Origin of the sequence: Helicobacter sp. 13S00401-1 (assembly GCF_002272925.1) — a bacterium.
Classification (GTDB): Bacteria; Campylobacterota; Campylobacteria; order Campylobacterales; family Helicobacteraceae; genus Helicobacter_I.
Map to the genome: position 1 here is coordinate 31,117 of NZ_MLAR01000006.1, position 13,109 is coordinate 44,225.

A 13,109-nucleotide genomic window follows, 5' to 3' on the forward strand; every position below is an offset into this window, starting at 1 on the left:
TGCAAACACTACTTACATTAACTCAAAGATAGGAGAGTATATGAAAGGACAAAAAGACAAAAAAGCTTCCAAGCAAGAACAAGCAAACTCTAAGTACTTAGAAGAGCTTGCAAGGGCTAACGAGCTAGAAGCTAGATCTAAAAGCGAAAAGCCTTTAAAGTTTATACTTAGTCCTCTAGCTAAAAAAGAACGTGAAAAAAAGAGAAAAAAACTAAGATTTTTAAGAAAATTTAGAAGGCTTAGAAAAAATCTAAGACGACATAGAATCACAGTAGCAGACATCATCTATCAAAACATCTCCACTATCTTTGCTTGGCTAGTAGTGCTAGTCCTTTTTGCCATAGCAATTAGCATCATCATAAACTCAATCCCCGCTTTTGAAAAATTTGGCTTTAGCTTTTTAATCTCTACTAAATGGGATTCTGGCCGTGAGACCTTTGGGGCATTAAATGCTATTTATGGAAGTATCATAGGCGCAATAATAGCCATGGCTATAGCAGTTCCTATCTCAGTTGGCATAGCTATCTTTTTAACTGAGCTTGCCCATAAGCATGTAAAAACAGTAGTTGGAGTAGCAGTAGAACTACTAGCTGCCATACCTTCTATAGTTTATGGCATGGTTGGGCTTATATTTTTAGTACCACTAGTTGCTAAGCTTAGTAGTGATGGAACTAGTATAGGGGTTGGAATCTTAAGTGCCTCTATAGTCTTAAGCATCATGGTGCTTCCTTTTATGGCGTCTTTAATGAGAGATAGCATAGATGCAACTCCAGACATGCTTAAAGAATCTGCTTATGGATTAGGGGCTACTCGCTTTGAAGTTGTAAAAGATGTAGTTTTTCCTTATGCAAAAACTGGCGTTGTAGGCTCTATGATACTAGCCTTATCGCGTGTTTTAGGAGAGACTATGGCAGTGGCACTTTTAATAGGCGGCACACAAAAGATTCCAGCTTCTTTAATACAACCAGCAACTAACATCCCTTCAACCATAGCTATAAACTTTGGGGAAGCTGGTGAAGGTATATATAGCTCAAGTCTTTTCTACCTAGCCTTAGTCTTGCTAGTCTTAAACTTTATCATCATCTTCATAGCTAAAAAATTTATAAACAAAAAGGGAGTTAAACATGCATAATGCTAGATTAACAAGACGAAAAGTAGTAAATGTCATAGCTCTTAGTTTTAGTTATATCTTTGCGATATTTGGCGTTTTAGTCTTACTTTTTATAATAGGTGCTGTGCTTTATAAAGGCTTAAGTCACTTTGGACTTCATCTTTTTATAAATGATGACTTAGGGCCAAGGGATGCTAATAGTGGTCTGCGTGCTGCCATAGTTGGACAGATAATCTTAGCAGTTGGAGCAAGCATTATCTCCATACCTATAGGCTTACTAGCTGGGACATTTTTACGTGAGTACTGCCGTAGTCAAAAGTTACTAGGCCTTGTAAGGATGTGTAGTGACTTATTAAACTCTATGCCAACTATCATAATAGCTACTTTTATATACGCCGTAGTAGTGCTTCCAACACATGGCTTTAGCGGCTATGCTGGAATCTTAGCCTTAAGCATAATCATGATTCCTATAGTTTTAAAAGTAACTGATGATATGCTTTCTTTAGTACCTGATAACTTAAAAGAAGCTGCCATGGCACTAGGGGCTTCAAAGTATAAAATGATAACCCAGATAGTTTATAGAGCTGCAAGAAAGGGGCTTATGACTGGAATCTTACTAGCTTTTTGCAGGGTTAGTGGAGAAAGTGCGCCTTTACTTTTTACAGCTAGCAACTCTCAAATCCTAACCTTAAACCCAGTAAATCCTATGCCTAGCCTTAGTATATGGATGTATAACTTTGCGACTAATCCAGAACATATCTATCAAACCTTAGGGTGGAATGCTGCTTTTTTACTAACTGCGTTTATCTTAATAGTAAACATAGCAACACGCCTACTAATAAACAGAAAGAAATAATTTAAGGAGCCTTGTAATGAAAGACAACAAAAAGCTTGATATCCACAAAGAGATAAAAACTAAGCCTATGACTAAAGAAGATTCTAGTGCTATAGAATCTAAAGACCTTAAAAGTGACTTAAAAGATAAAAGTATAAAAAGCCCTAAGCATATAAAAGAGATAAAAGTCACAAAAGACTTAAAAGAGATAAAAGCCCAACCTAAAGAACAAACCATCTTGCAAGTTAAAAATCTTAGTTTTTATTACCCAAAGGCAAAGGTTGCAAGTATAAAAAATATAAATCTAAAAGTTGATGCTAATAAAGTCTTAGCTCTAATAGGACCTAGTGGCTGCGGTAAAAGTACACTTTTAAGGTGTTTTAATCAGATACATAGCCTTTATAGTGGAGTTAAATACGAAGGTGAGATAATTTATGAAGGGCACAATATCTTAAGTAAAAAAACTGACCTTATAAATCTTAGAAGCAAGATAGGCATGATATTTCAAAAGCCTACTCCTTTCCCTATGAGCATTTTTGATAATATCGCCTATGGACTAAGACTAAAAGGCATACATTCTAAAATGGAACTTTATCCTAGGATAGAAAAAGCACTTAAAGGGGCTAATCTTTGGACTGAAGTAAAAGATAGGTTAGATGATAGTGCCATGGGTCTAAGTGGAGGGCAGCAGCAAAGACTTTGCATAGCAAGGGCTATAGTTTTAAACCCTGAAATACTCCTTTTTGATGAGCCAACTTCCGCCCTAGATCCAATCGCAACTAAGGCTATAGAAGAACTAGTAATAGAGCTAAAGAAAAAAGTCACTATCTTAATAGTCACTCATAATATGCAACAAGCTCAGAGGGTAAGTGATGAAACAGCTTTTATGTACCTAGGGAATCTAATAGAGCTTAATAAAACTAAAGATATCTTTGAAAATCCAAAAGAAAAGCTAACTAAAGAGTACATTGGCGGTAAGTTTGGTTGATATGACAAAATATTAGATTACTACCTAAGTTTATATGCATTCACTCCTAGCACAGGGAGTTTTTAAGAATAGATTCTATACTTAAAAGATAAGAATCTAAGTGCAAAAAGCCTTTGTAAGTATCACATCTCTAATATCAAAGCCCTAATTCTAGCTTATGGCATTATTTGCTAAAATCTTAAAAACTCTTTTAAAACCCCCACATAAAAAAGGATAAACATCATGGTTAGTAGATACGCAAGAAAAGAGATGCTAGATATCTGGAGTGAACAAAGCAAGTATGAAGCTTGGCTAAAAGTGCAAAAAGCACTAGTTTTAGCGTGGCACAAACTTGGTCTTATAAACAAAGAAGAAAATGACAAGATTCAAAAAAATGCTAGCTTTAACATAGAACGCATCAATGAGATAGAAGCAGACACTAAGCATGATTTAATAGCCTTTACTACTTCAGTTGGGGAAAGTTTAGGAGAAGAAAAACGCTGGATTCACTATGGAATCACAAGTAGTGACTGCATAGATACAGCCTTAGCTTTGCAGATAAAAAGCGCTTTAAGGCTTATCATCCAAGATGTAGAAACTTTGATAGACACTTTAAAGACTAGGGCTTATGAACATAAAGCTACTCTTATGGTAGGAAGGAGTCATGGCATACATGGTGAGCCTATAACCTTTGGGTTAGTTTTAGCAAACTTTGCCAATATGCTTAAGCTTAATCTTAAGAATCTAAAAGAAGTTTTAGATTGCGCAAGTGTTGGTCAGCTAAGTGGTGCTATGGGGAATATAGCCCATACTCCTTTTGAGTTAGAAGGCATGGTTTGTAAGACTTTAGGGCTCAAACCTGCCCCTATAAGCTCTCAAGTTATCTCACGTGATATACACGCAAGGGTTATAAGTGAGCTAGCCTTACTAGCTAGTACTTGTGAAAACATAGCCCTAGAAGTAAGACACCTTCAAAGAAGTGAAGTTTATGAAGCTGAAGAGTACTTTTCACCTAAACAAAAAGGCTCTTCAGCCATGCCCCATAAGAGAAATCCAGTCTTAAGTGAAAACATAACAGGCCTTTGTAGGATGATAAGAAGCTATGTCATCCCAAGTCTAGAAAATGTAAGCCTTTGGCACCAAAGAGATATAAGTCATAGCTCAGTTGAACGCTTTGTCTTTCCTGATAGTTTTATAACGGCTGATTTTATGCTTGCTAGGCTTACAGGGCTAATTAAGAATCTAGTGATATATCCAGATAATATGCTTAAAAACTTAGAGCTTACTGGTGGGCTAGTCTTTTCTCAAAGAGTGCTTTTAGAGCTTCCTAAAAAAGGTTTAAGCCGTGAAGATTCTTATAAGATAGTGCAAAAAAACGCCATGAAAGTTTGGGAAAGACTTCAAAGTGGGGAAAATGTAAGGGGGCTATTTTTAAAGCTACTTTTAGAAGATGAGACTTTAAGACAGCATTTAAGTGAAGCAGAGATAAAAGAGTGTTTTGAATATAACTACTATCTTAAAAATGTAGATTTGATACTAAAAAGAGTTTTTGGCTAGTTTTGAAGTGGCATAAAGTTTATATAGAGTTAAGTGATATCTGTCATCTAAAGTGCTCTTTTTGCACACCTAAAAAAGGTGTACGAGGCGTTATGGACTTAGGACTTTTTGCAAAAATTACCTCTTTTTTAAAGGGCAAGACTAAACTTATAAGCCTTCATGTACTAGGTGATCCTTTAATCTTAAGTCCAGAAAGTTTAAAAGCCTATCTTGATATAGCTAAGACTTATGAGCTAAAAGTAGACCTTGTAACTAGTGGCTTTTTTTTAGATGAAAGCTACTTTAAGATTCTAAGTAGCCCTCCTTTGCATCAAGTAAGCTTTTCTTTAGAATCCTATTTTGCAAATACACACAAACCATCTAACTACTTTGAAAATATAAAGCATTTTTGTGCTTATAAGCTAGAGTGTAAAAGCGAAGTCTTTATAAACTTAAGACTTTTTAGTGATAGCTTGCATTTAGATTCTATAAAAGAAGATTTTTTAAGTTTTTTTAAAAAAAATGGATTTGAAAAAGAAGTCAGAGCAACTAAACATGGCTTAAGACTAGCCCCAAAAGTCATACTTAAAACCCATGATAAGTTTAACTGGAGCACTAATACTGCTAAATCTAAGCCTTTAAGAAGTTCTACTTGTCTAGGGGCTATAAAACAACTAGGCTTTTTATCTAATGGAACTATAGTGCCTTGCTGCATGTGCACAAGTGGTGAGATAAGCTTTGGAAGCACTTTAACTAACTTAGAAAATTTTTTAGATTCCAAAGACTTTTTAGACTTTACTAGTGCCATGAAACAAGGGGTATTTATAGAAGACTTTTGCAAGACTTGCACTTTTAAAGGTATAGCCTAAGAAAGGTTGCTTTTAAAACTCTAGGCTACCTTTCCACTTAGCTACCTTCACTTAGGCCAAAACCACTAAATGCAAAAAAGTTGTATTACAATACTCACATACTAAGATAGACACAAAATGTAATTCTCCAACAAGGAAGTCTCTAGACATGAAACAAAACTATATAACCACGCCTATATACTATGTAAACGACAAACCTCACATCGGCCACGCCTACACAACTATAATCTGTGACTTACTTAAAAAGTACGCTGAGATTAATGGAATCCCAACTTTTTTACTAACTGGTACTGATGAAAATGGCCAAAAGATAGAGCAAGCTGCCACTGCCCATAACACCACGCCTCAAAAGTATGCTGATATGATTAGCGCTAAGTTTAGAAGCGTTTGGGATAGCTTTGATATTGATTATGACAAGTATATGAGAACTACTGACTTAGAGCATAGATATGGCGTGCAAAAAGCCTTTGAGCTTATGTATAAAAAAGGTGATATTTATAAAGGTGAGTATGAGGGGCACTACTGCGTATCGTGTGAGAGTTTTTTTACAGCCACTCAAGTTATAGATGAGCTTTACTGCCCAGACTGCGGCAAACCAACTACACTAGTAAAAGAAGAGAGCTACTTTTTTGCCCTTTCAAAGTACCAAGACAGACTTTTAAAGTGGTATGAAGAAAATCCAACTTGCATCTTGCCTCTACATAAGCGTAATGAAGTAGTGCGTTTTGTGAGTGATGGTTTGCAAGACTTATCTATCACGCGTACTAGCTTTGATTGGGGAGTTAAGATACCAGAAAGCTTAAATGACCCAAAACATATAGTTTATGTTTGGCTTGATGCGCTTTTAAATTATGTGAGTGCTTTAGGTTATGGGCTAGATTATAAAGATGCAAAAGAGGCTTTAAGCAAGCTTGCAAGAGAAGACATTAAACGACTCCCAAGCTTGGAATCTAAAATGGAGCTTTTTAACAACACAACCCACGTTGTAGGAAAAGATATCTTACGCTTTCACGCCATCTACTGGCCAGCGTTTCTAATGAGCCTTGATTTGCCTTTACCGCGTCAGATTCTAGCGCATGGCTGGTGGACACGCGAAGGCGTGAAAATGTCTAAAAGTTTAGGTAATGTCATAGACCCACTAGAAGTAAAAGAAGCCTATGGCACAGAGGCATTTCGCTACTTTTTACTAAAAGAAGTGCCTTTTGGGCAAGATGGCGACTTTAGTGAGCTAGCTTTTAAAAATAGGATAAATGGCGAGTTAAGTAATGACTTGGGGAATCTTTTAAATCGCCTCATAGGTATGAGCGAAAAGTACTTTAGTTTTAGCATAGAAGGAAGTAAAGAAGAGTTAGAAAAAGACTATAAAGATGAGTTAGAAAAGATAGATTCTATAATCTCTAAGCTAGCAAGTTTAATGGAAAACGTGCAGTTTCATTTGTATTTAGAAGGAGTTTGGGAGCTTTTAACTTTGGCAAATGGACTTATAACAAAAATGACACCTTGGACTTTAATGAAAGAAGGGCGCATAAAAGAGTGTAATGCCTTTTTAGTCCTAATCGCAAACATCCTTTTAAAAACCGCCCTCTTGCTTTACCCCTTCCTTCCAAAGTCAACCAAAAAGATAGGAGAAAGCCTAGGCGTAAGTATAGATGCAAACAACTATAAGCACTTTATAAAAGAAAAAGGCTTAAAAGAAAGCTTTCATATAACTAAGTGTGAAGCCCTCTTCCCAAAAGTTGAAGACTTAAGGATGCAAACTACAGAATCTAAAAAAGTACAAGAGACTAAAGTAGCAGACTCTAAAACAAAAGATTCCAAAACAAAAGATTTTAAAGTAGATTCTAAAAACCAAAACCTCCCTGAAAGTAGCACAGAAAATCTAATCAGCATAGAAGAGTTTAAAAAGATAGATATAAGAGTAGGCAAGATAGTAAGTGCAACTGAAGTTCCAAAAAGCACAAAGCTTTTAAAGCTTGAAGTGGACCTAAACGAAGGACGGCTTCGTCAAATCCTAGCTGGTATAAAAGAAACTTATACTTCAGAAAGCCTAGTAGGAAGGCAAGTAGTAGTGCTAGCTAATCTAAAGCCGGCCAAACTTATGGGCCTAACTAGCGAAGGCATGCTTTTAGCTTGCAAGGATGAAAACGGCCTTAACTTACTAAGCATAGAAAACTCTAAAATCTTAGGTTCTAAGATTAGTTAGCCAAAATCAAACTTACTGGTAATACAATGCACAGATATTTGTATTAACGTAAGGAGTTTTAATGAAAAAACTAACATATGTAATGGTAGCTTGTGCTTTAAGTGCAAGCTTGCAGGCTTTTAGCATAACTGAGATGCCTTCAACTTCAAACAGAGTTGCCCCAAGCAATCATAACAGTATCTACTCTTACCACGATTCCATAAAAGATGCTTCAAAAGCTGTAGTTAATATCACAACAGAGCAAAAAGTAAAAAACAACAACTCTCCGTTTAATGATCCTTTCTTTCAACAGTTTTTTGGAAACATGATGCCCCCACAAATGCAAAACAGAGAACAAACTGGTCTAGGATCAGGAGTTATCATGACTAGTGATGGCTATATAGTTACTAACTACCACGTAGTAAAAGGTGCAGATAAGATAACAGTGACATTGCCAGGAGATAACAAAAAGTATAAAGCTAAACTTGTAGGCAAAGACCCTCAAAGTGACCTAGCAGTCATTAAGATAGATAAGAAAAACCTTCCAGTTATAAAGTTTGCTGATAGTAATACTTATAAAGTCGGAGATGTAGTTTTTGCTATAGGGAATCCTTTTGGTATAGGAGAAAGTGTCACTCAAGGCATAGTTTCAGGGCTTAACAAACATGGCTTTGGTATAAGCAACTATGAAAACTTTATCCAAACTGATGCAAGTATAAATCCAGGTAACTCAGGTGGAGCCTTAGTAGATAGCCGTGGAGCTTTAATAGGTATAAACACAGCCATCATCTCAAGAACTGGTGGAAACAACGGCATAGGCTTTGCCATACCTTCAGATATGGTTAAAAGCATAGCTACTACTTTAGTAAAAGATGGCAAGGTACAAAGAGGATTCTTAGGTGTTATGATGAAAGATCTTGATAGCTCTCTAAGTTCATCTTATAACAATGCACAAGGTGCTTTAGTTATACAGATAAGTCCAAATTCTCCAGCTAAAAAAGCCGGCATACAAGTATGGGATCTAATAACTGCAGTAGATGGCAAACCTATAAAAGGAAGTGCTGATCTTAAAAACACTATAGGCGCTTACGCACCAAATACTAAAATAACTCTAACTATCATGCGTAACAAAAAGCTAGAAAAAATCCCTATCACTCTAGCAAAACAACAAAATGATGATGATGGTTTTGCCACTATGGATAATGGCAGTTCAACTGAAAATGCTGAAGGTATAACTGGCTTAAGCGTAGCACCACTTGATGATCAAGTAAGGCAGCTTTATAATATCCCAGATGAGATACATGGCGTTATAGTTGATAAAGTTAAACCTAACTCAAAGGCTGATATAGCAGGCTTTAGTAAAGGAGATATCATATCACGTGTAGAAAATGATGATATAAAAAATATATCTGACTTTAATAAAGCTATGCATAAATATAAAGGCAAACTAAAAAGAATCCTTGCTTACAACATAGATGGAACAGTAAAAGCCATCACTTTAAACTAAGCTTTTTACAAACTCCCTATTTGTAGATTCTAAAAGTTTTTTTAGAATCTAAGTTTTGCTTTTTAAGTCTACTTTTTACTCAATCTAGACTTAAAGAGCCAAGCTTATAAACTTAGTAAACTTGTCTTTTAAGAAATTTTTATCATTCCTTCCTTCTACCCTTGCTAAATCCCACAGACTAGATAAAATATACTAATTAACATTACATATATTACTAGGGATGAAAATGGAAATTTTACAAGGTGGGATAAGTACTCCAAAAGGTTTTAAAGCAGGTGGAAAGGCTATAGGCATAAGAAAAGTTAGAAAAGACTTAGCCCTAATAATAAGTGATGATCTTTGCACATTTTCAGGAGTGTTCACTCAAAATAAAATCAAAGCAGCCCCAATCATATGGAGTAAAAAACTACTTCATAGTAAGATAAAAGGCATAGTTATAAATAGTGGTAATGCTAATGCTTGCACAGGTGAGCAAGGCTATGAAGATGCTAAAACTATGGCTGCAACACTTGCTATGAACTGTAATATGGAGCCAGAAAACATCCTTGTAGCAAGCACAGGAGTTATAGGCGTGCCCTTACCTATAGAAAAGATAGTTAATGGCATAAAAAGCATGAAAGACACTTTAGAATCTAGTGCAAGCGCAGACTTAGACTTTGCTGAAGCTATCATGACTACTGATACTTACTCTAAAAGCTACTGTGTGGCGACTGTGGTAAATGGCACTAGAGTGATAATAGGTGCTAGTGCTAAAGGCTCAGGCATGATACATCCTAACATGGCAACAACTTTGTGCATGATAACTAGTGATGTAAATATAGATAAAGCCTTGCAAGATGAGATATTAAAAGATGTTGTAGATGATACTTTTAATATGATGAGTGTAGATGGCGATACTAGCACTAATGACTGCATGTTTTTAATAAGTAATGGCGAAGCGGGCAATGTGATATTAGATTCCAAAGGGGCTAGTTATGATAAGTTTAAAGCAGCCCTTTTTGCTGTTTGTAAACACCTAGCCATTGAGTGCATAAGAGATGGTGAAGGTGCTACTAAACTAATGGAAGTTAGCATTAAAGGTGCAAGAAGTAAAAAAGATGCAAAAGTTATGGCAAGAAGCGTTACAAGCTCGACCCTTTTTAAGGCCGCTCTTTTTGGAAGTGATGCTAACTGGGGGCGCGCCCTTTGTGCTATAGGCTACTCAGGCGCTGAGTTTGATGAAAACAAAGTTGATATATCTATTAGAAGCATTAAAGGTACTTTGGAGTTAATGACAAGCTCTAGGCCTATAATCTTTGATGAAGAAAAGGCAAAAGAGATCCTTTTAGAAAAAGATATCTACATAGATATCAATCTAAATGATGGAGATTATAGTGCTACTGCTTGGGGTTGTGATCTAAGCTATGAGTATGTAAAAATCAATGGAGACTATAGATCATAATGCAAAACATTATAGTTATAAAGTATGGTGGCTCCGCTTTTGTAAATGAGATAAATAGCATCATAGATGACATAGTAGCCTTATATAAAAGTGAGTTTAAAGTAGTTTTAGTCCATGGTGGCGGTAAAGATATAAGCGAGGCCTTAGCTAAAGAAGGCATAGAATCAAGATTTATAAATGGCTTAAGGGTTAGTGATAAAAAAAGCATGGAAGTTATAGACTTAGTCCTAACTGGCAAGATTAATAAAAATCTAAGCTTTCTTTTAAGCTTGCAAGGAGTTAACGCCCTAGGGCTTAGCGGCAAAGATAGTTTACTTTTAAAAGCAAGTCCACTAGATCTAGATACTCTAGGTCACGTTGGGAAGCTAGAATCTATCAACACAACCATGCTTTTAAGCCTTTTAGATTCTAAGTTTTTACCTGTTATCTCGCCTATTGGAGTAGATAATAAGGGCAATATTTATAATATCAATGCTGATCATGTAGCCTTAGGCGTAGCCTGCTATCTTAAAGCTAGCAAGCTAATCTTTTTAAGCGATATAGATGGGGTGCTAAAAGATAGGCTAGATCCAAGCACTAGAGTAAGTAAGCTTAGTAAGGCTGAGGCCCTAAGTTTTATAGAATCTGGCGTTATTAATGGCGGCATGATTCCAAAAGTGACTTGCGCACTAGAAGGAGTAGAATCTGGGATTAAAGAAGTAGTTATACTAAATGCTAATAGGCCTAATGTCTTAAAAGGCTTTTTACTAGAAGGACTAGATCTAGGCACTAGGTTTTATAAGTAAAAGGCTAGGTGTTATAATATTTTAATTACACATAAAGCTTTTATATTTTAAAAACAAAATGCGAACTACTTAAACTTCATAAAAGCCTTTACTGCATTTAAAACATCATTTTCATCAGGATGACTTTTAGCCCTCTCCCAAAGGGCTTCTCTCTCAGGTGTGATAGGAGTGCCTTCAGCTAGGGCTTTTTGTCTTACTTGCTCGATTAACTCCTGACTTATAGCACCTTGAGCGCAAAAAAGCTCTAAGACTTCATTATCATTACTTACAAAAAACTCTTCTATCCTTTCTTTTAAAGCTACTACTCTCTCACTTTTTGGATCCTCACCTAATGTAAAAAAAATCCCCATCTTTTTGTTTCTAATCTCACTAGCTATCTTTTCTACTTCTAAACTCATAAAGCCCTTATCTATATAAAAACCAAAGATGATATATCTAAAATCTTTTAAGTCTTTAAGACTGCAAGTTTGCATATCCCTAGCCTCACAGTTTAGATTCCTAGCTATAGCTAAAGCTAGCTTTTTTGTATTCCCTGTCACACTTGCATAAAGCACTATGTTTTTCATAACTCTTCCTTTTTTTATATTAAGTTGTTAGCACAAAGGATTTAGCAAACTTGATCTTTTATAAAACTAGCTTTGCTTAGCTCTATAGCCTTTGTAGCTATGGTGTTACCCCAAAAGATTCCATCTAGGTTATAAGTGATAAGATTATCTTTTAAACACACAAGACCCTCTTTCTCACATAGTTTAAAAAATGCATCTACTTCCTTAAAACTTGCTTCATTTAGATAGCTTTTAATATCACTAAGAGAAATTTTATCGTACTGAAAAAGATTAGAGTATCTAGCAAAGTTAGATTCTACTGGGCTTATTTTAGATACTACTTTTAGCCTCATTTTTGGATTAACTATACTAAACTCCCCTAGCCTTCCAGCCGCCCCTACACCAAGTGGTAAAATATCAACGCCCTTATGAGAAAGACGTATATAAAGATATCTATCACGCTTTTTGCGCGCAACCTTAGTGTACTCTAAAACTTCATAAGTCCCATCACTTAGCATACTTTCTAAAAAGGCATTATGCAACTTATGATCTATCTCTAAACTATAGTAACTTGAATCATACTTTTGTGAAAAAAGTGATCCTTCTTGAAACTGCAGTGAGTAAAAGCTAGCACTATCAAGTTTTAAGTCTTTTATCACTTTTGCGTCATTTAAAACCTCATCCATACTTTCTTCTGGATAGTTATAAATTATATCTATGCATATCATGCCTTTAAAACTTTCTCTTATTAACTCTAGTTTTTTAATAGCATTTAGTCCACTTCCTACTCTATTTAAGAGTTTTCGCCCCTTATTAGAAAAAGTTTGCACACCTATACTGTAGCGATTAACCCCATGGCTTTTCATGATTTCAATCTTAGACTTATTTAGATTATGCAAAGTAGTTTCCATGCTAAACTCTACATCTTTTGCTAACTTAAAGTGCTTATTAATAGAATCTAAAATTAGATCTAGTTGGTCTTCTTTTAAGATACTAGGAGTTCCCCCACCAAAATAAATGCTTTTAAAAACTTTGCCTTGTATGTATGGAAAGCTTGAGTAGTGCTCTATCTCATCTAATAAAAACTTTGTGTATCCATCTAGTTTGCTTTCAAGCTTAGTTCTATTTAGATTACAAAAAGAACAGATATTATCGCAAAATGGCACATGAACGTAGATGATGCCTTCCTTAGTAGAAGGTGCTTTTTTTAAAAGGCCCTCTAAGTCATTTAAGCTTGCACTTTCTTTAAGCCCTATGCTTTCTCTATGATGTCCTTTTACCCTTTTGCTAAACATTTTATTACCTTTTTATAATGCATTAAAGCCATACTG

11 protein-coding genes are annotated in these 13,109 nt (G+C 35.5%); 9 read left to right on the top strand and 2 right to left on the bottom strand.

Annotation, left to right across the window (positions count from 1 at the left end; all coding sequences use genetic code 11):
* Positions 1-40 precede the first annotated feature (40 nt).
* The 9 genes from pstC to argB all read left to right on the top strand — a co-directional run bounded on the left by pstC (position 41) and on the right by argB (position 11,233).
* Positions 41-1,132 carry a phosphate ABC transporter permease subunit PstC gene (gene pstC / locus BKH43_RS04485; protein ID WP_095229008.1) on the top strand — a complete coding sequence of 364 codons (1,092 nt, stop codon included), beginning with the start codon at positions 41-43 and terminating at the stop codon, positions 1,130-1,132.
* On the top strand, positions 1,125-1,967 hold the full coding sequence (gene pstA, locus BKH43_RS04490) for a phosphate ABC transporter permease PstA (RefSeq protein ID WP_095229010.1): 843 nt from the start codon (positions 1,125-1,127) through the stop codon (positions 1,965-1,967). Before pstC ends, pstA begins: the two co-directional genes overlap by 8 nt.
* 16 nt (positions 1,968-1,983) lie before the next feature.
* Positions 1,984-2,934, top strand: a complete 951-nt coding sequence (gene pstB / locus BKH43_RS04495) for a phosphate ABC transporter ATP-binding protein PstB (protein ID WP_343217644.1) — start codon at positions 1,984-1,986, stop codon at positions 2,932-2,934.
* A gap of 222 nt (positions 2,935-3,156) precedes the next feature.
* Positions 3,157-4,470: an adenylosuccinate lyase gene (gene purB, locus BKH43_RS04500; RefSeq protein ID WP_095229012.1), complete on the top strand. Its 1,314-nt coding sequence runs from the start codon at positions 3,157-3,159 to the stop codon at positions 4,468-4,470.
* Positions 4,471-4,472: 2 nt separating this feature from the next.
* Positions 4,473-5,318 (top strand): radical SAM/SPASM domain-containing protein, encoded by an 846-nt coding sequence (locus BKH43_RS04505; RefSeq protein WP_095229014.1) that lies wholly within the window; start codon positions 4,473-4,475, stop codon positions 5,316-5,318.
* Positions 5,319-5,466: 148 nt separating this feature from the next.
* On the top strand, positions 5,467-7,521 hold the full coding sequence (metG, locus tag BKH43_RS04510) for a methionine--tRNA ligase (RefSeq protein WP_095229016.1): 2,055 nt from the start codon (positions 5,467-5,469) through the stop codon (positions 7,519-7,521).
* A 61-nt stretch (positions 7,522-7,582) separates the two neighbouring features.
* Positions 7,583-9,007: a DegQ family serine endoprotease gene (locus BKH43_RS04515; protein ID WP_095229018.1), complete on the top strand. Its 1,425-nt coding sequence runs from the start codon at positions 7,583-7,585 to the stop codon at positions 9,005-9,007.
* 226 nt (positions 9,008-9,233) lie between these two features.
* On the top strand, positions 9,234-10,448 hold the full coding sequence (gene argJ, locus BKH43_RS04520; RefSeq protein ID WP_095229020.1) for a bifunctional ornithine acetyltransferase/N-acetylglutamate synthase: 1,215 nt from the start codon (positions 9,234-9,236) through the stop codon (positions 10,446-10,448).
* The gene (gene argB, locus BKH43_RS04525; RefSeq protein WP_095229022.1) at positions 10,448-11,233 is read left to right on the top strand and encodes an acetylglutamate kinase; all 786 of its coding nucleotides are present in this window, start codon (positions 10,448-10,450) and stop codon (positions 11,231-11,233) included. Before argJ ends, argB begins: the two co-directional genes overlap by 1 nt.
* A 65-nt stretch (positions 11,234-11,298) precedes the next feature.
* On the opposite strand, the gene BKH43_RS04530 is transcribed toward argB, so the two are convergent.
* Both BKH43_RS04530 and BKH43_RS04535 read right to left on the bottom strand, forming a co-directional pair.
* On the bottom strand, positions 11,299-11,799 hold the full coding sequence (locus tag BKH43_RS04530; RefSeq protein WP_095229024.1) for a flavodoxin family protein: 501 nt from the start codon (positions 11,797-11,799) through the stop codon (positions 11,299-11,301).
* Positions 11,800-11,840: 41 nt separating this feature from the next.
* Positions 11,841-13,073 carry a radical SAM protein gene (locus BKH43_RS04535; RefSeq protein WP_095229026.1) on the bottom strand — a complete coding sequence of 411 codons (1,233 nt, stop codon included), beginning with the start codon at positions 13,071-13,073 and terminating at the stop codon, positions 11,841-11,843.
* Positions 13,074-13,109 lie beyond the last annotated feature (36 nt).